This window comes from Pseudomonas sp. St29, from assembly GCF_001547915.1.
Lineage (GTDB): Bacteria > Pseudomonadota > Gammaproteobacteria > Pseudomonadales > Pseudomonadaceae > Aquipseudomonas.
On the sequence record NZ_AP014628.1, the window covers coordinates 2691365 to 2716884 of the forward strand.

30 protein-coding genes are annotated in these 25520 nt (G+C 62.2%); 17 read left to right on the top strand and 13 right to left on the bottom strand.

The genetic code is table 11. The annotated features are described in order from the left end of the window. The first annotated feature begins 2150 nt into the window (after positions 1-2150). Entirely contained in the window at positions 2151-2843 is a 693-nt protein-coding gene (locus PST29_RS12175; RefSeq protein WP_060843209.1) for a tRNA (adenine(22)-N(1))-methyltransferase, read from the top strand. Positions 2844-3141: 298 nt separating this feature from the next. Then, positions 3142-3993: a class I SAM-dependent methyltransferase gene (locus PST29_RS12180; RefSeq protein WP_082729227.1), complete on the top strand. Its 852-nt coding sequence runs from the start codon at positions 3142-3144 to the stop codon at positions 3991-3993. 344 nt (positions 3994-4337) lie between these two features. Here the strand turns inward: PST29_RS12180 and arsH are convergent, their stop codons facing one another. The 3 genes from arsH to PST29_RS12195 are packed head-to-tail and all read right to left on the bottom strand — an operon-like array spanning position 4338 to position 5917. Further along, a complete protein-coding gene (arsH, locus tag PST29_RS12185) occupies positions 4338-5030 on the bottom strand; it encodes an arsenical resistance protein ArsH (protein WP_060838703.1) in 693 nt (230 codons plus the stop codon). A 12-nt stretch (positions 5031-5042) separates the two neighbouring features. After that, positions 5043-5513, bottom strand: a complete 471-nt coding sequence (locus PST29_RS12190; protein WP_060843210.1) for an arsenate reductase ArsC — start codon at positions 5511-5513, stop codon at positions 5043-5045. Positions 5514-5572: 59 nt separating this feature from the next. Further along, positions 5573-5917 (bottom strand): metalloregulator ArsR/SmtB family transcription factor, encoded by a 345-nt coding sequence (locus PST29_RS12195; protein WP_060838705.1) that lies wholly within the window; start codon positions 5915-5917, stop codon positions 5573-5575. 223 nt (positions 5918-6140) lie between these two features. Between PST29_RS12195 and PST29_RS12200 the strand changes: the two genes are divergently transcribed. Beyond that, the gene (locus tag PST29_RS12200) at positions 6141-7010 is read left to right on the top strand and encodes a hypothetical protein (RefSeq protein ID WP_060838706.1); all 870 of its coding nucleotides are present in this window, start codon (positions 6141-6143) and stop codon (positions 7008-7010) included. A 156-nt stretch (positions 7011-7166) separates the two neighbouring features. Here PST29_RS12200 and PST29_RS12205 read toward each other — a convergent pair whose 3' ends face one another. Further along, on the bottom strand, positions 7167-7679 hold the full coding sequence (locus PST29_RS12205) for a ClbS/DfsB family four-helix bundle protein (RefSeq protein WP_060843211.1): 513 nt from the start codon (positions 7677-7679) through the stop codon (positions 7167-7169). Between the two features lie 139 nt (positions 7680-7818). On the opposite strand from PST29_RS12205, the gene PST29_RS12210 reads away from it, so the two are divergent. From PST29_RS12210 to PST29_RS12225, 4 genes are all read left to right on the top strand, one after another. Beyond that, a complete protein-coding gene (locus tag PST29_RS12210) occupies positions 7819-8106 on the top strand; it encodes a barstar family protein (RefSeq protein WP_060838708.1) in 288 nt (95 codons plus the stop codon). Positions 8107-8201: 95 nt separating this feature from the next. Beyond that, positions 8202-10766 carry a valine--tRNA ligase gene (valS, locus tag PST29_RS12215; RefSeq protein WP_173664406.1) on the top strand — a complete coding sequence of 855 codons (2565 nt, stop codon included), beginning with the start codon at positions 8202-8204 and terminating at the stop codon, positions 10764-10766. 123 nt (positions 10767-10889) lie between these two features. Then, complete coding sequence (locus PST29_RS12220) at positions 10890-11741, top strand: EcsC family protein (protein ID WP_060843212.1); 852 nt, start codon at positions 10890-10892, stop codon at positions 11739-11741. Positions 11742-11754: 13 nt separating this feature from the next. Next, positions 11755-12330 (top strand): GNAT family N-acetyltransferase, encoded by a 576-nt coding sequence (locus PST29_RS12225; protein ID WP_060843213.1) that lies wholly within the window; start codon positions 11755-11757, stop codon positions 12328-12330. 36 nt (positions 12331-12366) lie between these two features. Here PST29_RS12225 and PST29_RS12230 read toward each other — a convergent pair whose 3' ends face one another. The 3 genes from PST29_RS12230 to PST29_RS12240 all read right to left on the bottom strand — a co-directional run bounded on the left by PST29_RS12230 (position 12367) and on the right by PST29_RS12240 (position 13879). Then, on the bottom strand, positions 12367-12801 hold the full coding sequence (locus PST29_RS12230) for a hypothetical protein (protein WP_060843214.1): 435 nt from the start codon (positions 12799-12801) through the stop codon (positions 12367-12369). Positions 12802-12805: 4 nt separating this feature from the next. Beyond that, positions 12806-13135 (bottom strand): cyclic-phosphate processing receiver domain-containing protein, encoded by a 330-nt coding sequence (locus PST29_RS12235; RefSeq protein ID WP_060843215.1) that lies wholly within the window; start codon positions 13133-13135, stop codon positions 12806-12808. A gap of 78 nt (positions 13136-13213) precedes the next feature. After that, positions 13214-13879, bottom strand: a complete 666-nt coding sequence (locus tag PST29_RS12240; RefSeq protein WP_232513229.1) for a hypothetical protein — start codon at positions 13877-13879, stop codon at positions 13214-13216. 113 nt (positions 13880-13992) lie between these two features. On the opposite strand from PST29_RS12240, the gene PST29_RS12245 reads away from it, so the two are divergent. The 5 genes from PST29_RS12245 (at position 13993) to PST29_RS12265 (ending at position 17713) form a co-directional block, all read left to right on the top strand. After that, complete coding sequence (locus PST29_RS12245; RefSeq protein ID WP_060843216.1) at positions 13993-14781, top strand: hypothetical protein; 789 nt, start codon at positions 13993-13995, stop codon at positions 14779-14781. Between the two features lie 47 nt (positions 14782-14828). Continuing rightward, positions 14829-15458 (top strand): DMP19 family protein, encoded by a 630-nt coding sequence (locus PST29_RS12250; protein ID WP_060843217.1) that lies wholly within the window; start codon positions 14829-14831, stop codon positions 15456-15458. A 57-nt stretch (positions 15459-15515) separates the two neighbouring features. Then, complete coding sequence (locus tag PST29_RS12255) at positions 15516-15962, top strand: NUDIX hydrolase (protein ID WP_173664407.1); 447 nt, start codon at positions 15516-15518, stop codon at positions 15960-15962. Positions 15963-16171: 209 nt separating this feature from the next. Then, a complete protein-coding gene (locus tag PST29_RS12260) occupies positions 16172-16867 on the top strand; it encodes an OmpW/AlkL family protein (RefSeq protein ID WP_060843219.1) in 696 nt (231 codons plus the stop codon). 222 nt (positions 16868-17089) lie between these two features. Continuing rightward, positions 17090-17713, top strand: coding sequence for a cell wall hydrolase (locus tag PST29_RS12265; protein ID WP_060845102.1), 624 nt, complete (start codon positions 17090-17092; stop codon positions 17711-17713). 21 nt (positions 17714-17734) lie between these two features. On the opposite strand, the gene PST29_RS12270 is transcribed toward PST29_RS12265, so the two are convergent. Next, on the bottom strand, positions 17735-18076 hold the full coding sequence (locus PST29_RS12270) for a hypothetical protein (protein ID WP_060843220.1): 342 nt from the start codon (positions 18074-18076) through the stop codon (positions 17735-17737). A gap of 44 nt (positions 18077-18120) precedes the next feature. After that, complete coding sequence (locus tag PST29_RS12275) at positions 18121-18522, bottom strand: GFA family protein (RefSeq protein WP_060843221.1); 402 nt, start codon at positions 18520-18522, stop codon at positions 18121-18123. Between the two features lie 256 nt (positions 18523-18778). On the opposite strand from PST29_RS12275, the gene PST29_RS12280 reads away from it, so the two are divergent. Then, positions 18779-19240 (top strand): methyltransferase family protein, encoded by a 462-nt coding sequence (locus tag PST29_RS12280; protein ID WP_060845103.1) that lies wholly within the window; start codon positions 18779-18781, stop codon positions 19238-19240. A 43-nt stretch (positions 19241-19283) separates the two neighbouring features. Here PST29_RS12280 and PST29_RS12285 read toward each other — a convergent pair whose 3' ends face one another. Beyond that, entirely contained in the window at positions 19284-19697 is a 414-nt protein-coding gene (locus PST29_RS12285) for a hypothetical protein (RefSeq protein ID WP_442966409.1), read from the bottom strand. Between the two features lie 242 nt (positions 19698-19939). Next, positions 19940-20560, bottom strand: a complete 621-nt coding sequence (locus PST29_RS12290; RefSeq protein WP_060843222.1) for a TetR/AcrR family transcriptional regulator — start codon at positions 20558-20560, stop codon at positions 19940-19942. Between the two features lie 93 nt (positions 20561-20653). Here PST29_RS12290 and PST29_RS12295 point away from each other — a divergent pair, with 93 nt between their 5' ends. Continuing rightward, on the top strand, positions 20654-21001 hold the full coding sequence (locus tag PST29_RS12295; protein ID WP_060838722.1) for a darcynin family protein: 348 nt from the start codon (positions 20654-20656) through the stop codon (positions 20999-21001). 91 nt (positions 21002-21092) lie between these two features. Here the strand turns inward: PST29_RS12295 and yfcF are convergent, their stop codons facing one another. Continuing rightward, positions 21093-21725 carry a glutathione transferase gene (yfcF, locus tag PST29_RS12300; protein ID WP_060843223.1) on the bottom strand — a complete coding sequence of 211 codons (633 nt, stop codon included), beginning with the start codon at positions 21723-21725 and terminating at the stop codon, positions 21093-21095. 127 nt (positions 21726-21852) lie between these two features. Here yfcF and PST29_RS12305 point away from each other — a divergent pair, with 127 nt between their 5' ends. After that, a complete protein-coding gene (locus PST29_RS12305; RefSeq protein ID WP_060843224.1) occupies positions 21853-22386 on the top strand; it encodes a GNAT family N-acetyltransferase in 534 nt (177 codons plus the stop codon). Positions 22387-22461: 75 nt separating this feature from the next. Beyond that, positions 22462-22791, top strand: coding sequence for a hypothetical protein (locus PST29_RS12310; RefSeq protein ID WP_060838725.1), 330 nt, complete (start codon positions 22462-22464; stop codon positions 22789-22791). A 344-nt stretch (positions 22792-23135) separates the two neighbouring features. Here PST29_RS12310 and PST29_RS12315 read toward each other — a convergent pair whose 3' ends face one another. Beyond that, positions 23136-24032 carry a DMT family transporter gene (locus tag PST29_RS12315; RefSeq protein ID WP_060843225.1) on the bottom strand — a complete coding sequence of 299 codons (897 nt, stop codon included), beginning with the start codon at positions 24030-24032 and terminating at the stop codon, positions 23136-23138. A 108-nt stretch (positions 24033-24140) separates the two neighbouring features. On the opposite strand from PST29_RS12315, the gene PST29_RS12320 reads away from it, so the two are divergent. Further along, a complete protein-coding gene (locus PST29_RS12320) occupies positions 24141-25475 on the top strand; it encodes an aminotransferase-like domain-containing protein (RefSeq protein ID WP_060843226.1) in 1335 nt (444 codons plus the stop codon). The last annotated feature ends 45 nt before the right edge of the window (positions 25476-25520 follow it).

Consider the following 25520-nt stretch of genomic DNA (forward strand, 5'->3'; position numbering starts at 1 on the left):
GAATGGCACTGCTCGCAAGTCAAGAATTACGACTATGGGCATGCAGCGAAATGCGGTTGTTGGCGAGCTGATGCATTGTAATTTTGACGCAGGATTGGGCGGTGTCAAAGAGGTGGCTAAGTTTTTTCTTCAATGCTGCCGATTTTTACAGGGCGTAATGTAAAGCGAAGAGTAAAGTACTAGTTTGGGTGATGTCTCGGTATGTAATGTGCTGTTTGTGTAAGTTGTTTTAAGGGTTTTGCAATTTGCTAATAAAGAAAACCGCAAAAGATGCTCCGGTTGTTTGTCGAGCTGCGGCGGTAATACAAGAGGTATCAGGTGTTTTTCTCTTTTTTCGAAGCCCTGCCATGACCTCGGGAGTTAAAATTTTCAGTCTGTTTTGGTGTTTGTTGTGTGGCTTGCTCTTACCTGGTAGTTGTGTTTCAGGTATGGGTAAGTTTGATTGGGATGATTGAATTGGTTGGCTTGTCTGTATTTTTTTGTTAGTTCATGAAAGAGTGGTTTTATATAAGAAAAATTTATGGCTGTCCTAGGAGGTTGTTTGGGCTTTGCGCGTGTCAAAGTTTTGAGGTTCTCCATTCTTTATTGGGATTTGTTGGGGGTGGAGTTTTTCTGAGCGGGGCTGAAACTCGCCATGATTTTAATCTTTTTATGATTTTTTATGTGGTGTTCACATATATTGTGATTTTCAAGTGCTTATGATTTCTTTGGTCTGCGTGGTCTAGGTTGTATTAATGGCGATTTTATAGGTGCGAAAAAATTTCGAGTTCGGCGCTCGCTATATTATGGGTTTTTATTTCGAGGTAATACTTGGTTCTTTGATCGAGTCCAGCACTAGTTTGCATTTTCTTCTTTTTGTTAGTTGAGCTTGGTGCATAAGCGATATTGTTGTCGAGGATGTTGGCTTGGAGCTCTTTTTGCAAGTGACTCTTGATAAGTGCTGTGCTCTCTGGGTGTGGCTGATATCTTGGCAGAAAATTCGGGAGGTGTATGATAATTTTTTTATTCAGGATGGCGTGTTAGCGACTATCGCTGAACTGGTGTGTGGGAGTAATATGGGGAGGAGTTTCTTTAATATTAGGGTCTCTTGAGGAGAACCAATTTTGTAAGATGAGTGGGGCGCAGCGTACTTTTTAGTATTAGATTTTTTGTCGCTATCAACATAATTTAGAATGAATTGATTTTTTCTGAAGGCCTATTCAGAATTCTATCTAATTCATAATGGTAAGCATGCGTTTGCGGCGCATCTATATCTGATTGTTGGTGCATTCGAAATCTGAAAGTTTATGGATGGCTTAGGTTAATCGCTCAGGTGTATCTCATAAAATTTGAAGAGCTATTTAGATATATCCTAAATTAACTCATGGATCTGGTGCTTTAGTAAATCGTATTGAAAATAGCCTAGCTATTTGGAGCTGAACTTTTTGAGTGCCCGAAACTGCTATCAATCCGAATTAAATTGTAGTCATCGGTTTCGTCGCTAGAGTCCGTCGAACTGTTGGCGTATAGCGATTTGTTAATTTCGTTGCGTAGAATTGTTTTTTGTACAGTCACTGCTAGCTGTACACCCAAACTTTGTTTGCCTACAGTGCAGTTATCCTGAACTTTGTTGGCGGAGCTTTAACGTGAACGCTCTAAGCTTGAACGCGCAGCAGCTCCTTTGTTTTTTCGTGTGTAGATACCAGTATTTAATACTGGTCATCTAGGGCGCAGTCTGACTGTTGGTAGCATGGTGTTGTTTGTTGTTGAATGTTGGCTTCGTCGCCCACTATCGGCATGACTGGCGACAGTCGTGGTTTATGCTTGTCAGACTAGTATTTGGCGGTGCGCTTGTTGTTGACGGCCGTGGCCTTGATCTGTTTGACACCCTATGCGGCTGTTGTGCTAACTGAGCTTTGGCTAGGACACCAGGTATGCACAACTGCGCTACCGACTGTAGCTCCTGCTAAGTCTAGTCGCTCAGGACTATGATGGGTAAAGCAATCGCTGAAGCATCGATGAGTAATTGAGCTCTGGGCCATTTGCGCAAGCGCAGTAGGGCCTGCCCGCCGGCCCTGGTCGCATAAATTTGAAATGCCTGGCATTGCCCGCCAGAATCGCCCCCCGATCCGGTCCGAGTGCCGGACCTTGGTGGTGAAAAGGGGCAGCAGTTGAAGCAACAGACATTGTCCATGCGCCTGGCACGTGTGGCGGCGCATGTGCCGAACGGGGCGCGGCTGGCCGACATCGGCTCGGATCACGGTTACTTGCCATTGGCGTTGATCAGCCGCGGCACCATCGTCGCGGCGGTGGCCGGCGAGGTGGCGTTGACGCCATTCCGTTCGGCCCGGCGCGCGGTGCTCGAGAGTGGCAGGGAACAGCAGATCAGCGTGCGCCTGGCCGATGGTCTGGCGGCGATCGAGGCCGTGGACGGGATCACCGCGATCAGCCTCTGCGGCATGGGCGGCGAAACCATCCGGGACATCCTGGATCGCGGCCAGGCGCGCTTGAGCGGCGCGGAGCGCCTGATCCTGCAGCCCAACGGCGGCGAGCAGCCGCTGCGTCAATGGCTGATGGAGCATGGCTACCGGATCCTGGCCGAAGAAGTGTTGCGCGAGAACCGCTTCGACTACGAGATCATCGTCGCCGAACGCGCCACACCGGTGCAGTACAGCGCCCGGGAACTGTACTTCGGCCCGTTGCAGATGCAGACCCGCAGCCCGGCATTCCTGGCCAAGTGGCAGCGTCTATTGCGCCTGAAACAGCGCACCCTGGAGAGCTTTACCCGGGCGCAGGCCTTACCGGATGCGAAGGTGCAGGACCTGGGCCGCCAGGTGCGCTGGATCAGCGAACTGCTGGCTTGAATTGAGCTGGGAGAGTGCATAACCGGGATGGCCTGGGGGCAGTGGGTGCCTGACGGTTTTTATCCGAGGATCAACCAACGGCGCACTTTTTACAGGCATTTTCTTGACTAAGGGACTGGCCAAAGACTTCTCGACGCAAGTGCTGGTCATCATCCGAAGACTTGCTAGTGATCTGTATGGATGGCGATTAGACACTAATGTAGTATCGCGGCGCGCCGGTTCAAAGTACGAAGCGGTTTGTTCTCCGTGCACTCGACATGGGGAGTTGGAGCTGTTCAATGGCTGACAAGGATATGGAATGAGTTTGCCGATAGATTTTTCCGCTGAACAATACCTTTATCTGCATCCTGACGTGAGACTTGCAGGTATCGATCCGGCTTTTCACTATCTGAATTGGGGGCTTAGGGAGGGGCGTCCTTATAAGCCAAACCTAGACCCGCTGCTTCCCAGAGTTGCTGGAGACTTCAACGCGGACGGGTTGAGGAGCCGGCACAATCACGACTTCCTGAGTGATCCGCGTTACGTCGAGGCCTATGCCCGTGGCATGGAAGCCTGTGGTAGTGACTATCAATGGTATTGGCGAGTGCACATCGGGCTTTGGGCTGCACGGAGCGCGGCGAAACACTCGGGCGACTTTGTCGAGTGCGGTGTCAATTATGGCTTTCTAAGTTCCGCGATCATGAAAGATCTGGACTGGGACAGTACAGGTAAGACTTTCTATCTTTTGGACACCTTCTCGGGTATCGATGAGCGCTATTTGTCCGCTCAGGAGAAAACGGGGGATGTCGTCAATAAAAACCAGAAGTGGATTGATGATGGGTCTTATACGTCAAATATCGATGCAGTAAGGGCCAACTTTTCGGAATGGAAGAATGTCAAGATCATTCAAGGCTCAATTCCGGACACCTTGACTGAGATTGATTCGACACAGATCGCCTACTTGCATATCGACATGAACTGCACCAATCCAGAAGTTGCCGCGATTGAGTTTTTGTGGGACCGCTTGGTTCCCGGCGCCATTATCTTGCTGGACGATTACGCCTACTATGGCTACCAGCCGCAAAAGGACGGTATGGATCGTTGGGCGGCGAAGAGAGATATTGCAATCGCCAGCCTGCCGACAGGGCAGGGGCTTTTGATTAAGCCGTAATGGCGTGATCCTCAGGCCTTGTTATGGAGGCTATCAACACTCCCACCCCCTGTATCGCGTTTCTGCGCTAGAACATCAGGCCAGGGTATTTCGCCGATGAAGTGGTGGGGCCACTGCCGCAACGACATGCTGGGCCTGGCCGCATAGGTCAAGGCCCAAGCCTGTGGATGTCAACGTCGAATGCAACTCACTGCCAGGGTGGTGTTGCTGATTGCCACTGCAGGGAGCGAATCGTCGCCATCCCCCAGCGGACAACTGTGCAGTAGCCGGCGGCCCGGTACGCCAAGTTTCATGCCGCGACGAAACGTTTGCGAGACACGCGAGCTGGCGCGTGGACCGTGCCCTCAGAGCGAGCGCTGGTTGACCCGGGCCATCAGTTGCTCGGCACTTTCCTTGCGCTCGGAGTAGCGATCCACCAGGAAGGCCTGCTGGTTGCGTAGCAGGAGAGTGAATTTCACCAGCTCCTCCATCACGTCCACGACCCGGTCGTAGTAGGCCGAGGGTTTCATCCGGCCGTCCTCGTCGAACTCCATGTAGGCCTTCGCCACCGAGGATTGATTGGGGATGGTGAACATGCGCATCCAGCGGCCCAGTACCCGCAACTGATTGACCACGTTGAACGACTGTGAGCCGCCGCACACCTGCATCACCGCCAGGGTCTTGCCCTGGGTCGGGCGCACGGCGCCGAGTTCCAGGGGGATCCAGTCGATCTGTGCCTTGAACACCGCCGACATCGCGCCATGGCGTTCCGGCGAGCACCAGACCTGGCCTTCGGACCATTGCACCAACTCCCGCAGTTCCTGGACCTTGGGGTGCTCCACCGAGGCGTCGTCGGGCAGTGGCAGTCCGGATGGATTGAAGAGCCGGGTCTCGGCACCCAGGTGCTGCAGCAGGCGCGCGGCTTCTTCGACCAGCAGGCGACTGAACGAGCGTGCGCGGGTCGAGCCATACAGCAGCAGGATGCGGGGCTTGTGCTCGGGCCTGGCGAGTTCGCCATCCAGCAGCGAGAGGTCAAGGTTGGGCAGTTGTTCTGACATGTGTCCTCCGACTCACAGGGTGCCGATGCGGTCCAGCTCGTGCTGCAGTTGCTCACGGCCGAGGCGGTTCAGGGGCAGGTCGAAGAAGGCTTTGCAGCGTCGCTCGATGTGCGCCAGGGTGGCGCGGAAGGCCGCCTCGACGGTGGCTTCGTCGGCGCTGATCGCGGACGGATCTTCCAGGTTCCAGTGGGCCTTGAGCGCCGGGCCGAAGAACACCGGGCAGGCTTCGCCCGCGGCCTTGTCGCAGACGGTGATCACGATGTCGGGCGGGTTGTCGGCGAAGGCGTCGTTGCCCTTGCTGTACAGGCCGTCGGTGGCGATACCGGCCTGCTCCAGGGCATGCAGGCTGCGGGGCAGCACCTGCCCCCTGGGAAAACTGCCGGAACTCAGGGCCTGGAAACCCTGGGGTGCCAGGTGGTTGAACAGGGCTTCGCAGAGGATGCTGCGGCAACTATTGGCTGTGCACATGAACAGGACTCGCATGGGGTATTCCTTGCGCTGTGGGCGGATGTCAAAGGCTCAAGACTCACGGGTTTGCGCTATCAGCAGCAGGCGGCGCGGACCGGGCGTCCCTCCATGTGCTGCAGGCGCAAGGCGTTGTCGCGCAGCCAGTCGCTGTTGGCCCGGAAGGTCACTTGCAGGATTTCCCCGACCCAGGCCGGCAACTGCGGGTTGAGGCGGTAATAGACCCATTGCCCCTGGCGCCGGTCGAGCAGCAGGCCGCTGCTGCGCAATTGGGCGAGATGACGGCTGATCTTTGGCTGGCTGTCGTCGAGGGCGCACATCAACTCGCAGACACACAGCTCACCCTGGTTGGCGATCAGCAGGGTGGCGCGGGCGCGGGTTTCGTCGGCAAGGCTCTTGAAGACCTCCGGGGGCGTGATCATGGAACGAAGCTCGTATATATGGAGGCGCAAATATATGGAAAATCATATGTATTGTGCAAGCGTCGCGGGGACGGCTGTTGGGTTGCGGCCGGGATCAGGGGCTGACCGTTCAGGCGGTCGACACTTGTGGCTGGCGAAACCGGGTCTATATGATCGCCACGTTGTGCCATCCGCGGCCGGTCTGGCCGGCGGTATTTTCGGACTCTACAGGGACGTGCGATTGATGAAATGCAGATTCGGGAAAGGTCTGGGCGATAGCCTGGGCAAGACGTTGGCGGGTTGGGGCGTGGCCGGCTTGGCCCTTGCGTTGCCGTTGCTGGCCCAGGCCGGGCCGGCGCCGATTCCCCCCGGTGCGGTGCTGGCGGTGATGCAGAACGTCGAGGTGCCCGACCAGGATGAGGAAGTGGAACTCCAGGACGGCGTCACCGCGACCTTCTGGTACGGCCAGGAGCTGGACTTGGACGGCAAGCACTACTACGCCACCTTTGTCTGGCACACCCGGGACAGCGCGGCCCGCCAGGGCGAGGACTTTGCCGCGCCCGAGGTCCAGGTCCGGCTGGCGGATGCGACCTTCGAACTCACCCACCCGGGCCAGACGCCGGCCTATTCCATCCGCAGCATCGAACGCAAGATCGGTTTCTTCGGTGGCCGGGAAAAACCCGAGGAAGTGGACAGCAAGCGCCAAGCCGTGCAGCACCGCACCGCCGATGGCCGGCTGTTGCTGGCAGTGCCCACCGCCACGTTCGACGACGGCGTGGTGACCAAGGGCTACACGATGTTGCTGTTCAACCCGAACAAGAAGCCGGAAGACGATGGCTGGGTCTGGTCCTATCTGGGGCAGGTGCGCACCGGCGAGGACAACTCCGCCGCTTGTGACGAGGGCGCGGTAATGCCCTGTATCGGCAGCGACGGCGAGTTGAATTTTGTTGCCGGCCAGGGGCCGTTGCCGCAGGTGCAGGTCAAGGTCAGCGGCACCACCTTCCAGGGCCCGGGTAAAATCCGCTCGCTGGCCGCGGCCGATAACCTGACCTACGTCTACGACAGCAAGACCCAGCAGTACACCAGCCAGGAACTGGCGGCGCGGCAGCCATGAATCCGCCGGCGGCATGAGCCGCCGGGCCTCGGCGCGGGACGTGCCCAGGCCTTTGCTCCGCCGGGGACGGCACCGGCGGCAGACGCCGATGCTGACGGTCGAACCCGTGTTGCACAGGGGCGCGCGCAGTCAGCGCGCCCGGTGGCGCCGCTGCGGTCATGGGGCGCCGTGCTGCTTGAGCCAGCGGCGCAAGCGTCCGCGGGCGTTGGCGTAGGGCGCGGCGGTGTTGAGCTGGATCATCCGGCCCAGGGTCCACTTTGCGTACCAGGGGCATTGATAGAGCGCGGCATTGTCACGCTGCCGGATCAGGCTGACGATTCGTTGCTTGGCCGCGTCGAGGCGTTGGCGCTTTTGCGGGTAGGCCATGGTGGCATAGTCGCGGTAGAACTTCTGCGCGAGCGGGCCCAGCTGGTTCCACTTGAAGCCGACAGCCGGAAAGGCCATGGGCAGGCCGGCCAGGTCCTTTTCCAGCCAGTCCAGTACCCGCTCGTTCCAGCCCAGCAGGTAGGCCACCAGCTCGGAGACGCTGATCTGCGTGCCCTTGACGTGGCCTTCCAGGCTGCGTTCGTCGACCCGCGCCGGGGGCACTTGATCCAGCACCCGGCTCAAGGCATTGAAGTGGCTGTCGATGGCCTTGAGCAGTTGTTCCTTGTCCTGGGGAATCGCCATGATCGTTGTTCCTGTGCGGCGAAAGCCCGGAGTGTGCCAGCGATTGGCCGCTGCTGCCTGCGCTGCATCAACGCCTGCCAGGATGGGCCCCGGCATCGGGTATGCTGGCGGCCGATGAACCTGAGCAGAGGCACGCAACATGACTCGCCCGCAGTTGCTGGAAATCGATGTACGCGACCTGGTCACGGCCCGTGAGCTGCACCTGGCCTTGCGCGATGCCTTGGGCTTGCCCCAGTGGTATGGCTGCAACTGGGATGCCTTCTGGGATGCCATTTCCGGACTGGTTGAGATGCCGCTGCAGTTGCGCATCAGCGGCTGGCACAGCCTCTCCCGACGCTTGCCGGACGATGCGCGGCTGATGGAACAATGCCTGCGGCGCCTGCAGACCCAGTACCCGGCATGGGCTGCGCAACTGCAGTTCGATTGAGGCGCAATGCAAAAAGCCGCGCCCGGGCGATTTACTAATGCCGCGCAATCCTCTATAAATTTTTCCCTCGGCGCCGACCTTTGCGGCGCCACCGGGTGATAACAGGAGGATGCTATGTCACCGTTAAACGTGTAACCGCAACGCTTTGCCCCATCGCCACACCCTCGCTTGAACACCTCGAAACACGCTGGTCCCAGCGCTGGCTGGAAGAGGGCACCTACGCCTTCGATCGCAGTGCCACCCGGGACGCGGTCTACTCCATCGACACACCGCCACCCACGGCCTCGGGCTCGTTGCACGTCGGCCATGTGTTCAGCTACACCCACACCGATATCATCGCGCGCTTCCAACGCATGCGCGGCAAGGCCGTGTTCTATCCCATGGGCTGGGACGACAACGGCTTGCCCACCGAACGCCGGGTCGAGAACTACTACGGCGTGCGCTGCGAGCCCCTGGCGCCTTACCAGCCGCAGTTGCAGCCACCGGCCCGGGTCGCCGAGTGCCGCGCGGACTATGCGCCGGTCAGCCGGCGCAACTTTGTCGAGCTGTGCCACCAGTTGACCGCCGTCGACGAGCAGGCCTTTCGCCGCTTGTTCATGCAACTGGGCCTGTCGGTGGACTGGGGCCTGACCTACGCCACCATCGATGAGCGTGCGCAACGGGTCAGCCAGCGCGCCTTGCTGCGCAACTACCGGCGCGGCGAGCTCTACAGCCAGCAGGCTCCCTGCCTGTGGGACCTGACCTTCCAGACCGCCGTGGCCCAGGCCGAGCTGGAGGAGCGGGAGGTGGCCGGGGCCTATCACGACCTGCGCTTTGAGGGCATCGCGGGACCGGACCTGAGCATTGCCACCACCCGACCCGAATTGCTCGCGGCCTGTGTGGCGCTGGTGGCGCATCCGGACGATCCGCGTTACCAGGGGCGCTTCGGCCAGCACCTGCGCTCGCCGCTGTTCGAGGTCGAGGTGCCATTGCTGGCCCACGCCCTGGCCGACCCGCAGAAGGGCAGCGGGCTGGCGATGGTCTGTACCTTTGGCGACCTGACCGATGTGCTCTGGTGGCGCGAACTGCAACTGCCGACCCGCTCGATCATCGGCGCGGATGGTCGACTGCTGGCCCAGGTTCCCGACTGGCTGGCCACCCCGGCCGCGCGCCAGGCCTATCAAGCGCTGGCCGGGCGCAGCCTGCCCCAGGCGCGCAAGACGTTGCTGGCGTTGTTGCGCGAATGCGGCGCCTTGCTGGGCGAGCCACGGCCGATCCGTCACGGGGTGAAGTTTTTCGAGAAGGGCGACCAGCCCCTGGAGATCGTCGCCACGCGCCAGTGGTACCTGCGCAACGGTGGGCGCAGCGCTGAACTGCGCCAGCAGTTGCTCGGTCGCGGCCAGGCCCTGGAGTGGCATCCGCCGTTCATGCGCAGCCGCTACGAGCACTGGGTCGGCGGCCTCAATGGCGACTGGCTGATCAGCCGCCAGCGGGTGTTCGGCGTGCCGCTTCCGTTCTGGTATCCCCTGGATGCCCAGGGCGAAGCGGACTACGACAGGCCGATCCTGGCAGACGAAGCCGCGCTGCCGGTGGACCCGACTCTGGACACGCCAGCGGGCTACCGCCCCGAGCAACGCGGCCAGCCCCATGGCTTTATCGGCGAGCGGGACATCATGGACACCTGGGCCACCAGCTCCCTGACCCCGCAGATCGCCGCCGGCTGGGAGGAGGACCACGACCTGTTTGCCCGGGTCTACCCCATGGACCTGCGCCCCCAGGGCCACGACATCATCCGCACCTGGCTGTTCTCGACCCTGGTGCGCAGCCACTTCGAGGCGGCCGCGGTGCCCTGGAAGCATGTGGCGCTGTCGGGCTGGATCCTCGATCCGGACCGCAAGAAGATGTCCAAGTCGCGGGGCAATGTGGTCACGCCCCAGGGCTTGCTGGAGCAATACGGCAGCGATGCCGTGCGCTATTGGGCGGCCCTCGGGCGCCCGGGCAGCGACACCGCCTTCGAAGAGCAGCAGATGAAGATCGGCCGGCGCCTGGCGCTGAAGTTGTTCAACCTGTCGAAGCTGGTATTCGGCGTACCGGGCGACCCGCAGGGGCCGGTCGAGCAGAGGCTGGACCAGGCCATGCTGCAACGCCTGGGAGCGGTCACCGCCGCCGCCGAGGCGGCGCTGGAGGGCTACGACTACAGCAGCGCGCTGATTGGCATCGAGGGCTTCTTCTGGTGGTTCTGCGATGACTATGTCGAGCTGGTCAAACGCCGCGCCTATCGCCCCGAGGGCCACTCGGCGCGCAACGCCCTGGCGGCGGCCTTGAGTGTCCTGCAACGCTTGTTCGCGCCGTTTCTGCCCTTTGTCTGTGAGGAGGTCTGGCGTTGCTGGCAGCCGGGTTCGGTGCACCGGGCCCCGTGGCCCGAGGCGCAGGTGGCCGAGGACTATGTCGAGCCGTTGCTGGAGGCGGTCAGTGCCGCGCTGGCGGCCATTCGCAAGGCCAAGTCCGATGCCCGGCAGTCGATGAAGGCCGCAGTGGCGCGCGTTGAGCTGGTGCAGCACGCGCCGCTGCTGGAGTCCCTGCAATGGGCCCGTCAGGACCTGATCGAGGCGGGGCAGGTGGCCAGCCTGGTGTTCATCGAAGGCGCGCAGCCTCAGGTGCGGGTCTGGTTGCAGGATTGACCTGCTGCCACCTCGGCGCCCCCATGAAGCGTCAGCTGCGTGGGGGCGCCCCGGCAGGATGAATCTTGTCGTGATCTGAGCGGCAAGCGGTTTATGCTTCCCGGGCGCAGTAGGTCGCAGCCCATGGAGAAGCCGGTGAGCATCAAAGACAGTCCCGAGGATTATCAGGACCTGAAGCGGGCGGTCAGCCTGCTGGAATCCCCTTCATTGACCGCGCGCCTGTCCGGCCTGCTCGGCTCGCCGATTGAAAGTGCGGTCAAGGCCTTGCCCAATTGGGTGTCCGCAAAGATCAACGGCGCGGTGGTGGCTGCGCTGCATACCTCGGCCGATGCCGCGCTGTGGAGCCTGGAGAACACCCCGAAAAAACAGGCATCGACGCTCTTGCACAAAGTCTATGCCGCCACTTCCGGCGCGGTGGGCGGCGCTTTCGGGTTTGCCGCGCTGTTCGTCGAGCTGCCCATTTCCACCACCATCATGATGCGCTCGGTGGCCGATGTGGCCCGCAGCGAAGGCTTCGACCTGGAGGACTTCGCCACCAAGCAGGCGTGCATCGAAGTGTTCGCCATGGGTGGCAACAGCCAGGCCGACGACGCCACCGAGACCGGCTATTACATCACCCGCAGCTTCACCACCCAGGCCATGCAGCAATTGTCCAAGGAGCTGGCGGCCATTGCCGCCAGGCAAGGCGCCGGGGCGGCCGGCAGGCTGTCTCCGGGGCAGGTGGGCAAGTGGCTGGCGCTGTTGATCGAGAAGGTCGCCAGCCGTTACGGCGTGACCATTTCCAGCAAGTTCGCGGCCCAGGCGGTGCCGGTGATCGGCGCCTTTACCGGCGCCACCATCAATGCGCTGTTCACCGACTTCTATCAGGACATGGCCCGCGGACACTTCATCGTCAAGCGCCTGGAGCACAAGTACGGCTTTGAGCCGATCAAGGGCGAGTATGCGCTCATCCTGGGCAAGCGCTTGGCAGGCTAGGGCGGGTGTCGATATGAGCGACTTTCCGGTTATCCGTACCCCACGCCTGATCCTCAGGGAACTGTGCCCGGCCGATGTCCCGGCGTTGTTCGCGATTCACAGCGATGCCGAGGCCATGCAGTGGTTCGGCACCGACCCCATCACGGATGACCGGCAGGCCGAGCAATTGCTGGCACTGTTCGCCAGTTGGCGGAGCTTGCCCAACCCGGGCGTTCGCTGGGGCATCGAGCGCCAGTCCGATCCCGGCCTGCTGGGCACCTGTGGCCTGTTCAAATGGAACCGCCAGTGGCGCAGCTGCGCCATCGGTTTCGAACTGGCAAAACCGGCACAAGGGCAGGGGCTGATGAGCGAGGCGTTGCACGCCGCGGTGGGCTGGGGCTTCGAGCAGATGGCGCTGAACCGTATCGAGGCCCAGGTGCACCCGCAGAACCTGGCGAGCCTCAGGTTGCTGGAGCGGCTGGGGTTTGTCCGCGAAGGGCTTTCCCGCCAGGCGGGGTATTGGCTGGGAGCTCATCATGATCTGGTGCAGTACGGCTTGTTGAGGGCCGATTGGTCCAGCCCGGCGCCGCTCGCCGCGCATGTTGTGTAACTGCGTGGCGTGACAATCAAGTCGGTGCTGGCACCTTCAGCGGTGCCCCGGCGTCGCGACATCGCTGTCCTCGACGGGCTCCAGGTGGTGGTAGGAGGGAAAGACCTTCCGCTGGCTGATCTGCAAGCCTGTTGGTGGAGCGAGCCCTTGGGTTTTACTGGAGCCCCAGGTCCGACGTTCGCCGCAATAGGTATGCACCACTTCCGAGCTGTCCCAGAACAAGCGCTCCAGCAGGGCTTCGTATTCGGCCAGCCACGAATCCTCGAAGTCATAACTGCCTTTGGGGGCGCAGGCGAAGTGCAGCATATGCCCGTAGTAGCAATACCCCCGGCTGTGGGGCAGGAGGCTGAAAAGCGCCCTGGTGATCTGCGCCCCGGTCACTGGCAGGCTGTGCAGGACCGCGCGATTGTGCGCTTCGGCGGCCGGCGAAGGGTCAATGCAGTGGATGTATCCGTACAGGTTGCCGCTCATGGGGTCAGTGGCCTCTGTTGTCGGTGGGTTGGCGGCATCCGTTGTCGCGGGCCAGCCGATTGATCGCTTGCACCCCCGCGCGCATCTTTTCCACGGCGGAGGCATTGGCCGAGTGGATATGAATCTGCGGCGGACAGAACCCCTGCAGCGCCACCGCCTCTTCGATCCACAGGATCACGTCGTAACCGGTGCCGCGCGCGTCATCTCCGAGGTCGTGGTCGAGGCTGATCTGTTCGACGCCGCCGGCTTCGAGCAGCGCGATGACTTCGTCCGGCCAGTAGGTGCGAATCCAGCCGGGCGGGGTCTGGCGTTCGTCGTCGAGGTAGATTTTCATGGGCCTGTTTACTCTTTCAAATGCAGTTCAAGCATCGGCGTCGTTCGCGATGACATGATCGCGTCGGTCAACGCCTGGTCATTGCAACCTGCGCCGGAGCGCTAGCAGGAGCGTGGCAGCGTGGCAGAACTGTTCGTCCAGAGGAACCGCGCCGGCTGTTTCAGGCGCCAAGGTGATCGTGCTGGGCACGCCTTGGTCGCAGAGTTGCCGTTGAGCCTGCAACAGGACTCGGCGGCTGCCTGTAAGCCAAGGCTTGTTCTGTTCTGACAGCAGTGCAATGACCTGCGGATAGGTGCAGGCCAGTTTTTGTCGCAGATTGCTCATCGCGGTTATGTCGTGGCGATCGAATGCAGGAGTCAGTACATAAAAGTTGCCCATCGCAGCGCCCTGATCGTACTTGTCTTGCAGGTAGTCATCCACGTGGGTGGCACTACCGATGGCATCGACCTCTCCAGTCTGCACGTTGACCAGATGCGCGTTTATGCCGATATAGCAACTCGACTCCACGCCGTGCTGCACATAATCCGCGCTGTTGCAGCGGATCACCCAGTAAGCCCTCTGGGGGCAGAGCTCGCAGGACTGAATGACAAAACGCTCGGGCTTTCCATCGTTGATCATGCCGTCATGCATGGCGAGCACCAGGGCACAGGCTTGTTGGGCTGAAAGCATCGCTGGGGGCTTTACGTTGAGGGGGCGGATGAATTTTCGACCCGTTGTATAACCCGATAGTGCGTAAGAAGCCATTACCCCGCTCAAGGTGGCGCAGGTTTTTTCCAGCAGTGGATTAGTCCGCCGCAGTTGTGTAGAAACGCTCCATTATTCAATCCGGCACCCGCTGCCAACCCAGGTGGAACCCAATGCGGCCCAATGCCGAACTCCGATTGTTTGCACTGCCGGCATGCGCCGGTCTGGTCTATGCCGTGACCAAGGGCCTGATCAAGGGCTGGAATGGTACGCAGCTGTTTTCCGGGTTTCTGTTTGGCAGCGTGATTGCCATGGTCCTGGGCATTCCCCTGTTGCTGTGGATGGACCGGCGCTGGCCGCAAGCCAGGACGCGCTACCTGTGGCTCGGCCTGATCCTGAGTCTGGTCGCTACTTTGCTGGTGCGCACCTCGTGGACGCAGTTGTTGCTGTTGCCGCTGGCCGGCGGGTTGCTCCTGGGCGGTCTGTACAGCCTGCTGATCCGCGGTATCGAGCAACTGTCGGTGCCGCTTCATGGGCGGGCGTGGCAAGGGTGGCGGGTTCTGGCCGTGCCGCTGTCAGGGGCGCTGACCCTGGGCGGGGTGGCGGTGACGCTCTATCCGAAGGGGGAGCAAAGCCTGGCGGTTTTCTCGCTCGGGGCGCTGATCGGCGCGTGGCTCTCGATGCTGGTCAGCTGGCCGATGCTATGGCTGGTGGACCGTTTCCTCGCCACCGGCTGGCGCCATGTAATCGGTGGCGGGCTCAGTGGCCTGTTGATCTGGCTGCTGTCCGGGGCCCCGGGATTGTTCGCCGGATCACTGAAGGGGGCCTCGGGGCTGGACTACTGGGTCCCCTTGTTCAACCGGGGGATCTTTCCGTTCCTACTGCTCGGGCTGCTGGCCGGGGTGCTGTTCTCGCTGCTCAATGGCATAGGCCCGCGGCGCCCCGTGGCCGCTGGCGAGTAATCCGCCGGCGCAGCGCCATTTACCCTCTTTATGCAAGGATCTGCTCGATGAACCTCAGCCCCATTACCCATGTCAGCTTCGACGCCGAAATGCTCTGCCTCGGCTGGGCCGATGGCCTGCACCTGCGGCAGCCGTTGAGTCGCTACCGATTCCTGCAAGAGGCCACGCCCGAGCAGCGGGTGGACTTTCTGATTGAGCACCGAGGGCGTCGGGTGTCCTGGCCGCAGTTGGCAGAGTCGGGTGTCAGCGTCGAGGCCATCGATTGGATTTGGGAGCACCTGTGCAATGAGTCCATGGCGCGCTTGCAGGCCGTGGAGTGGCAGCTCGACCGGTTGCCGGCGGACGATCAAGCCATCGTCGCGCTCTGGCGCCTGGAGGCGGACGGTTACAACGGCGGCTTCCTGCAGTTCTTCTGCAATTGGGGCGAGCAGACCTGTGAGCTGGCGCTGGACACCCTGGCGGCCATCGGTGCGCGCAACACCCGCAGGCTGGTCAGCCGCCAGCGGCAGTTGCTCGGACCTCTTGAACATCACCCGCCACTGCAGCGGTTATGGGACCTTCCCGAGCTGCTGAGCGACGAGCAGCATGAGTTGATCAGCGGCGAGCTGGACGAGCAGCTGTGGTCGGCGATGGAGGAGGTGCCGGCGTTGGCGGTGAAGTATTTTTACCTTGGTTGATGCTCGCTGCGCTGTGTTCTAATGCCGCGCCTCGTACCGGCAAATGGACTTTATCCCGTGTCTGAACCCCGTATTCGCGCGCTCGCGCTGTGTGTCTTCCACCACCAGGGCAAGATCCTGGTCAATCAGTTCGTTGATGCCGACACGCAACAGACGCTGTTCCGGCCGCTGGGCGGCGGTATCGATTTCGGTGAGCACAGTGCCCGGGCGATTGTCCGTGAGGTGCAGGAGGAATTGGGACAGTCGATCAACAACCTGCGCCTGATCGGCACCCTGGAAAGCCTGTTCACATTCGCCGGCAAACCCGGCCATGAAATCGTCCAGGTCTACGACGCCCGCTTCGACGATCCGAGGGTTTACCAGCGCGCCCATCTCGATGCCCGGGAAAGCGACGGCGCCCCGTTCGTTGCCCGCTGGCATGACAGCCGCAGCTTTAGCGAAGGCTCGCCGCTGGTTCCCCAGGGGCTGGGCGAGTTGCTGAAGAACGCCGGGTTGCTCGACTGAGCCAAAACAGGCTCGCTTGCCCCGTGGCGCCTGCTCCTGGCCTGGCACCACGAAACACCTCGCAATGCATCCCCGGGCTGATCGGCCACGGCCTATGTCATTCGGCAGATGTGCGCGCGTACCCGCTTCTCGATACTCGAGCCTCCCTGGCTCAGCCCGCCGTGATCACGACTGGCGGGTTGGCCGTTGTTCGAGTAGTGGAGTGATGCATGCGTAAATTGACCCTTCTGAGTACCAGCCTGCTGTTGTCTACCCTGGCCGTTTCCACGGCCCAGGCCTTCGAGGCCGGCGACATTATTGTCCGTGCCGGCGCGGTGACGGTGGACCCGCGCGAGAGCAGCTCCAGCGTCAAGGTCGATCGCGGCGCCCTGGCCGGCACCAGCCTGGGCGGCAAGGCCAGCCTGGGCAGCGATACCCAATTGGGCCTGAACTTCGCCTACATGCTGACCAACCATCTGGCGGTGGAACTGCTGGCGGCGACCCCCTTTGAACACAACGTGAGCCTCAGCGGCACCGCCGGCGGTATCGCCGATGGCAAGCTTGGCTCCCTCAAGCACCTGCCACCGACCCTGAGCCTGCTGTACTACCCGATGCACAGCAAATCGGCGTTCCAGCCCTATGTGGGGGCGGGGCTCAACTACACCTGGATCTACGATGAAAAGGTCGGCAGCCGGGCTTCCGCCGCCGGTTTCGACAACTTCCGCGCCGGCAATTCCTGGGGGTGGGCGGCACAAGTGGGCATGGACTACATGCTCAGCGACCGACTGATGCTCAATGCGCAGATGCGCTACATCGACATCAACACCGATGCCTATGTGAACAACAGCCAGCTCGGGGTGCGCTCCAAGGTCAACGTGGATGTCGACCCGTTCGTGTATATGGTGGGGTTGGGCTACAAGTTCTAGGTGATCAGCCGGGGCGCTGCGTCGAGGTCCAGCGTCCCTGGCCCGGTGAGCGTTTTTCTAGGGAATGTTTTTGTGGCGCCATGGTCGACTCGATATGGCCCTCTCATGACCCGTCGCTTTTCGCCGACGTGCCCATGCGCCGGCCTCGGTGCGCGGCTCTGTCGCTTGAAGGCTCAGGGCTGGCGTTGACCCAGGGTCCATGACTTGTTGGAAGAGTCGATCATGCACTTCATTGCAAGGCTTACCTGCTACGGTTTGATGCTCTACATCGCCCAGCTCCTGGCCGCCGAGCCGCAACCTGCGGTCCAGGAAGTCGCCAAGGACAAGGCCCAGGTCCTGGAGCAGAAGGTCGCGGACAAAGAGAGTCCCAAGGCCGAGCCCCAGGCGGCCCCCATCACCAAGACGGAAGTCCAGGCCGTGGATCCCGCCGGACAGGCACCGGTGGACGATGCCATCACCTGTCTGTCGCGGACCCTGTATTGGGAAGCCAAAGGAGGGGAGTCTGCCGATATGGAAGCGGTGGCCGATGTGGTCCTGAACCGCCTGGGCCATGAAGGTTTTCCGTCTACCCTGTGCGAAGTGGTCAAGCAGGGCTCGGAAAAAAGTCCCTGCCAGTTCTCCTGGTGGTGCGATGGCCGTCCCGACCAGGTGCAAGAGGAGGGGCGTTATAGCCTGGCCAAGGAGATTGCGCGCAAGGCGCTGAATCAGCAGCTCAAGGACCGCACCGGCGGCGCCCTGTACTTTCACGACCGCAGCGTTTCACCGCAGTGGGCCAAGAGCTACATCAAGACCACTGAAATCGGCAATTTCCTGTTCTACAAACCCAAGGACCTGGCGGCGCGCTAGCGGCGCCGGGCGCGGTGGTATTCAGTTTGTCGGACGGTGCTGACGCAGCCAGCGCTTGCCCAGGGGCGTCAGCCGGTGCCGGATGGATTGGCTGAAGCGTTTTCGAGAAACCTGATGCAGCAGGGTTTCGCACAGCTCGCGATCCAGTGGAAAGCCTGCCTCCAGCCATGTCACGGCACATTGCGCCCAGTATTCCGAGTCGGACTCCAGGGCGGTCAGCAGCAACTGGCGCAGCTCGACCGCCTGGGGCAGCGGGTGCTTGATATCCAGCTCGGCCAGGGCGCCGGGCAGGTTGGCCGCTACCGACTCATAGGGGCTTTCCAGCAGCGGCAGTAGCCATACGTAGCACCAGTGCTGGCTCATCTGTTGGGCAATCCTTCAGGTCAGGGGCACGGCTGCGCCCGGGGTCAGGGCAGTTGCGGGTAGTGATCGGTGATGACATGCCAGCTGGCCTTCATTGCCACGCAGTGGTGCTTCTGCTTGGGCGCTGTGAAGGGCGTATCCAGGGTGGCGATGGCGATTGAAATCCACTCGGCGTATTCGCCCCTGGCGTCTTGCCAGAACAGTGATGAGCCACAGTGGCAGCAGAACTGGCGCAGCACGCCAGGGGAGGACTCATAGCCCTTGAGGGCGGCGCCGGAGTCGCTGACGTGCAGATTCGCGCGCGGCGTGCTGGCGTAGGAGGCAAAGGCCGCGCCGTGGCCTTTCTGGCACTTGCGGCAGTGGCAGTGGGCGACGGCTTTCAACGCGCCGGATACTTGATAAGTCACCGCGCCGCACAGGCAGCTGCCTTGATGGGGGATTTGCATGCTGAGGGTTTCCAGAGTGTCGGGGCCGGCGCTGCTACAACCTGTTCGGTCGGGGGCTCAAGCTGGCGCCGGGCTATCAAGTCGAAGCCCGGAGGATGTACAACTGCGCGCTGATGCTCAAGTGGGCAGTGCCGGTTTGCAAGGCATTTGCTGTTGCATCATTGAGCGACGGTAGGAGGTGCCGGGCGATGGACAACCCCTGAGGCCAGGGATCCGCCGCTTGGCGATTGCGCAGTATTTCGAGGGAAGAAGCATGATGCAGGCACTGGAAAACAGGGTTCCGCCACCGCTGGTCGCGCTGGCGTTCGGCGGGCTGATGGGCGGCGCATCGCTAGGGCTGCCGGGACTTGACCTGGCCTGGAGCACACGCCTGTTGTTGGCGCTGCCTGTGGTCGGGGCGGGGCTGCTGTTCGTCCTGGCGGGCGGGATCTCGTTCCGGCGTGCCCGGACCACGGTCAACCCCTTGAAACCCGAAGCGGCCTCAGCGTTGGTCACGTCGGGCATCTACCGCTACACCCGCAACCCGATGTATGTCGGCTTTGCCCTGTGGTTGCTGGCCTGGGGGCTGTACCTGGCCTCGCCCCTGGTGCTGCCGGGCGTCCTGGGCTTTGTCCTGTACATGAACCGTTTGCAGATCGCTCCCGAAGAACGGGCGCTCGGGCAATTGTTTGGTGCGGACTTTACCGACTATCGACGGCGCGTGCGGCGCTGGCTCTAGGTCGAACGCCTCTGTGCTCCGGGCAGAGGCGTGCCCCTGGTCTTCAAGCCGCCACTTGCGCCTGAATCTGCAACTGGCCATCCACGTCTTGAACCAGGCCACTGGCGACGAACAAGGGGAGCAGCCGTTTGTGCAGCTCGGGTTCGACAAACTCTTTCACGGTCGTCAGGTCGAGGTTGCCGCTGCTGGGCAGTTCGGCCTTGGTGAAGGACAGCCAGGCCTTCTTCAGGGCCAGCAGCACGTCGCTGCCGGCGGTGTTGGCAAAGCGGCGGTTGGCTACCTTGCCGGCAAAGTTGAAGCTGTGCGGGTGCTCGTAGCCGGTTTCGTCACCCTGGCTGGCGACGCAGCGGCCACAGGTGCAGGGGCCGTCGGCGAAGGCGGCGCGCAGGTAGCTGTTGAAGTCGACGATGGGCTTGAGGGCCAGGCGCTTGTCGACTTCGAACAGGTCACCGGTCATTTTTGCTTCACTGCTCAAGGTCAGGTTCCTCAGGGTCGGGCGGTGTATTTCCAAGGGGCGCACCATACCAGCCGGATCGGCGCACGGGTACTTTTCTGGCGTTGTCCGTTGCCGCTGGCGAGGCTGCGATCGGCCGGGATTGCCTGCGTTCCTGGCATGCCTGTCCCTGGCCGGCACCGGCTTTGCCCGGCATCTGTTGGTCGGTCCAGGTCGGCCGAAATGGCCTGCGCCGCACCGGCGGATCATTCCCCGTTCAGCGCCAGGTAGCCGCAGATGGCGCGCATGACCCGGTGTTCCAGGTTCAGGGCATCGGTTTCACCTCGCTCACCCGCGGCGTCAATCATGCCGTGGGTCAGGGCGAACAGGTCATGGGCCACCGTGGTCACGTCATCGAGCACCCATGGAGCATCGGCCAGTTGCAAGGCCTCGACCAGGGCTTGATGAATGACCTGGGCCACTCGCTGATGGCGCTCCTGCAACGGCAGCCGCCGTTCCTCGAAATCGATGACCCGGGCCAGTTCCGGCCGGCGCAACTGGTGGGCCACCGCGGCCTGGACCATGGCGCGGATGCGCGCCAGGGCGCCGCTGAGATCGCTGGCCGCCTGGATGTCGCGCAGCAGTTGCGCGCTCTCGCGCTCGATCAGAGCCACGGTCAGGGCATCACGATTGGGAAAGTACTGATACAGCGAGCCGATGCTGACCCCGGCCCGTTGCGCCACGGCATTGGTGGAGCAGGCGGTGAGGCCCTGGGTTTCCAGAATGCGAGCAGCGGCTTCCAGAATGGCCTCGACGGTGTGCGCCGAACGACGCTGACTCGGGGCTTTACGCGGGTTCAAGGGGGGAGCGACAGGGTGTTTTGACATGGCGCCAATGCGAGTTTGAAAGGTGAGTGATGACTCGTATTCTGCTGGGGCAAATCCTATCTCTCAACCCTTTGTTCGTCAGGAGTCAACACTATGTCTGTCGCCGTGCTCAGCGTATTCATGCTGGTCAAGACCACCCCGGAGTGGCTGGGATTCTCCGTCGAGGAACGCTTTCATCTGATGCGTACCCAGATGGAGCCGATTCTGCAGAAGCACTCGGCAGAGGTGTCCATGCGCTTTTTCGATATCGAGTTCTATTCGGCCCGGGTCACCGATCTCTGGTGGTGGCAGGCCAGCAGCCATCACGCCTATGAGCTGTTGGTGGAAGAACTGCGGGAAACGCCGTTCTGGGATCGCTACTTCTCGATAGTGGAAATTCTTCCCGGCGTAGAGAACGCCTATGCCAAGAACTATGACCAGCGGCCGTTGCTGGCCTCCTGAGGCGCCTGTCCCGTCGTTCCATGCACCCTCCCGGCTGGCCGGGAGGGTGTTTGCCGTCTACCGCGTTGCCGACACCTTCAGCCGCTGGCGGCTACAGCGCCGGGCGTGGCAGTTGCAGCCATTCCTGCACCGCCGGGTGCTGCCATTGGCGGCGGGCATAGTCCACCAGGCGCGCCGGCATCGGGTCACCGTTGAGAATCAGCCGGTTGAGCATCAGCGCCAGGTCGACATCGGCAATCGACCACTGGCCGAACAGACAGTCACGACCCTGCGCCAACAGCGCTTGCGCCGTATCGATCAGCTTGGCCACCGCCGCTTGGGCGGGTGGCGACAGAGGTTCGCCCTTGCAGCCATAGAACACCACCAGGGTCGAGCGCTCCTGGCGGATCGGCAGCAAATCGCTACGCAGCCAGGCCTGGACCTGGCGGGCCTTGGCTCGCTGTTGTCGATCTTGGGGGTAGACGGGTATTTCGGGGAACAGCTCCTCCAGGTATTCGGTGACGGCCGAGGATTCGGACAGGGCAAAGCCGTCATGCACCAGGGTCGGCACCCGCTGGGTCTGGGACAGCCGGGCATAGTCCGGGGCGCGATTCTCACCGGCATCGAGGTCAAGGGGGATGAGTTCGAAGTCGATGCCTTTTTCCCGCAACGCCACGAACACTGACAGGGCATAGGGGCTGGTGAACTGGGCATCGACGTACAGGCGTGGACGGGCGTCGGTCACGGCGGGATCTCCAATGGGGGAACGGACACGCTAAGAGATCCTGGGCGATAAATAAAATGCGCGATTTTTATCCGTGCATTCCCTTCTGGAATACTGAGCCGGCCAAGCACAATCCAGGGAGCACAGGATGCCTTTATTCGAAACCCCGCGGCTGATCGGGCGTCCTCTGACCCGGGACGATTTACCCGCACTGACCGCGATTCTCAGTGATCCCCTGGTGATGCAGTACTCCCTGCGCGGGGTCTGCGACGAGCAGGCCACCGGCCAGTTCATCGACTGGTGTCTGGAGTGCTATGCCGAACGGGGCACGGGCCCCTGGGCCCTGGTGGAGAAGTCCAGTGGCGAGTTGGTAGGGTTCTGCGGCGTCAGTCCGGAACAGGTGGGTGAGGTGCAAGAGCTCAACCTGGGGTATCGCCTGGCCACGCGCTTCTGGAACCGTGGGCTGGCGGTGGAGGCGGCCCGGGGCGTGCTGCGGTGGGTCTTTTGCCAGTGGCCTTTGGCATCCGTCGTGGTGATCATCGAGCCGGACCACGGCGCCTCCCTGCGGGTAGCGCAGAAGGCCGGCTTCAGCGCGTTCCGCGAGATCGAGTTTCATCAACGAGCGGTGCGCCTGTACCGCATGACTGGCCAGCAGTGGCAGGCACTTTGCCTTGATCGATAAGGCAATCTGCTGGCCCCGCACTGGCCGAGGTATCGGCAAAATCACTTTATTTTCAGGTGGTTAGGTGACCGATAAATGCGCCATGTGTTGATAACGCTGACTTCCTGCGCCCTGCTGGGCGGGGCCGGGATGGCCCAGGCCAGAGAGCTGCAGGCCAATGACCGTTATGTTTGCAGTTGGGGCGCTGGCACTGCTGCCCGGGCTCAGGAGCTGAAGTTGTCCGGGGTGTCGCTGTACGCGGCGCGGCAGAAGATCCAGACCTACAAGTTCAGCAAGGGCTGGATGCGCATGATGGCCCTGGGGATCACCGAGCAGACCTACGACAGTGCCTCGCGGATCAGGCCCGAGGCCCTGCGCAAAAGCTTCTACGAGGATTGCGTGCGCTACAAGCTGGCCCGGCGCTAGGGTCACGCAGGCGCTCGGGGATGGGCGAGCGAGAGCCGGCAGATGCTTCTGATCCGTATTTTTCTCGCGTATCTGCGTCTGTTATCAGAACAGCCGAGGTTTGAAAATGGCGCGCCCGTCCGGCCTCCCGGCTGGAAACCGGGCCCGCTGCACCGCACACCTACTGTTCAGGAGGCCTGATGACTAAGATGGCGTTTTTCTTGTTTGGATTTTTAGCCTTGACCATCGCAATCGGTGCGCTTGCCACTATCTCTCCGACCTAGACCCCAAGCCGTTTGCAGCACCCGTCGCCAGGTAAGGCGCAAGCAGTGGCAGGCCTCTTGAGCCTGCCACTGTCGTTTCTGTCACTTGGCCCAACGCTTTGCCCCGGCCACGCAGAGGATCACCGCCAGAGTGACCCCGAGCATGCCCAGGCTGACCTGTTCGTGCAGCAGGCCGGCGGCCAGGGCCAGACCGAAGAACGGCTGCAGCAACTGCAGCTGGCCGACGGCGGCGATCCCGCCTTGAGCCAGGCCGCGGTACCAGAAGACAAACCCGATCAGCATGCTGAACAGCGAGACGTAGCCCAGGCTGAACCAGGCCGGCAGGCTGATGCCGCCGAAGTCGGGCGGGGCGCTGAACAGGGTCAGCGCGGCCATGATCGGCAACGACAGCACCAGGGCCCAGCAGATCACCTGCCAGCCGCCCAGGGTCCGCGACAGCTTGGCGCCTTCGGCATAGCCCAGGCCGCAGACCAGCACTGCCAGGAGCATCAGCGCATCGCCCCGCGGCGAGGCCGTGAGGCCCTGGGACAGGGCGTAGCCCACCACCAGCAGGCTGCCCAGCAGGGAAAACAGCCAGAACACCGGGCGCGGTCGCTCGCCGCCACGCAACACTCCAAACACGGCGGTGGCCAGAGGCAGCAGGCCAAGAAACACGATGGAGTGGGCCGAGGTCACGTATTGCAGGGCCAGGGCGGTCAGCAACGGAAAGCCCAGGACCACCCCCAGGGCGACGATACCCAGGGGCAGCAGTTGCCCCGGGCTCGGGCGCCTTTCCTTGAACAGCAGCAGGAGACACAGGGCCAGAACCCCGGCGAGGCTGGCGCGGACCACGGTGAGGAACAACGGCTCGAACTCCAGCACCGCGACCCGGGTTGCCGGCAGCGAGCCGCTGAAGATCAGCACTCCGATAAAGCCGTTGAGCCAGCCGCTGGCGGAGGATTGCAGGGCGGGTGATTGCAGGTTCGATGTTCGTGCCATTGAGGGAGTGCTCATGAGATGAGGGGCCGCGGCGGCGGAGCTTGTGTCGAAGGCATCCTAGGATCGAAGATCAGCACAATCAAAAAATTGTCATGGATACAGCGCCCTATGGCCCGTGCTCGCTACAAGCAACTGGTGGATGCCTTTGCCGCCGACATCCGCGCCGGGGTACTGGCCCCGGGCACTCGCCTGCCCACCCATCGCCAACTGGCGGCGCGGGAGGGGCTGGCGCTGGTCACCGCGTCCCGGGTCTATGCCGAGCTGGAAGCCATGGGCCTGGTCAGCGGCGAAGCCGGACGCGGCACCTATGTTCGGGAAACCGCCCTGCCTCCGGGGCAGGGGGTGGATCAGCCGGTCGCCACGCCGGGCACGCTGGACCTGAACTTCAACTACCCGGCGCTGCCCGGGCAGGCGGAGCTGCTGCGCAACGCCTTGCGCCAGTTGGCCTTGGCTGGCGATCTGGAAGCCTTGCTGCGCTACCAGCCGCACGCCGGGCGCGCCCACGAACGGGCGACGCTGGCCCGCTACCTGGCCGGTTGCGGGCTGACGGTTGCGGGCGAGCAGGTGTTGATGGTCAGTGGCGCCCAGCACGGCCTGGCGACCACGGTGATGGCGCTGCTCAAGCCCGGCGATGTGGTGGCGGTGGATGCCTTGACCTACCCCGGGTTCAAGGTGGTGGCCGAGGCCCATGGGCTGGAGCTGGTGGCCATTCCCCTAGGCAACCAGGGCCCGGACCTCGACGGTCTCCAAGCGCTGTGCCGACGGCGGCGGGTGCGTGCGGTGTATGCCATGCCAACCCTGCACAACCCCATGGGCTGGGTGCTGGACCTGGCCTGGCGCCAGCGGCTGGTGGCGATTGCCCGGGCCCATGGGCTGCTGATCATCGAAGACGCCGCCTACGCCTTTCTGGCGCCCAGTCCGCCGCCGCCCCTGGCCGCCCTGGCGCCGGATCTGACGGTGTACGTCTCGGGGTTTTCGAAGAACGTGGCCACCGGCCTGCGGGTCGGTTACGTGGTGGCGCCCCTGCAGTGGGTGCCGCCGATCGAGCGCGCGATCCGTGCCACCACCTGGAACACTCCGGGAGTGATGACTGCCCTGGCCTGCGCCTGGATCGAGGATGGCACCGTGGCGCGGCTGGAGCAGGAAAAACGCGAGGATGCCAGGGCCCGTCAGGCCCTGGCTCGGGAGGTCATGACCGGGCTGGCCTACGTCAGCCATCCGAACGCCTACTTCCTCTGGCTGCCGTTGCCCGAGGAGGTCCGGGCCGATCAGGTGGTCATGGCACTGCTGCGGGAGAACGTCTCGGTGTCCACCGCCGAGCCCTTCGTCGGCGCCGGGCCGGTGCCCCACGCCATTCGCCTGGCGTTGGGCTCGGTGGACATGGCCGATCTGGGCCTGGCCCTGGCCAAGGTCCGGCAAGTGATTGGCCGCTACGCGTTCTGAAGCGGCAAGCTTTGAACTTGAAGCTTGCCGCTCGAAGCTTGCAGC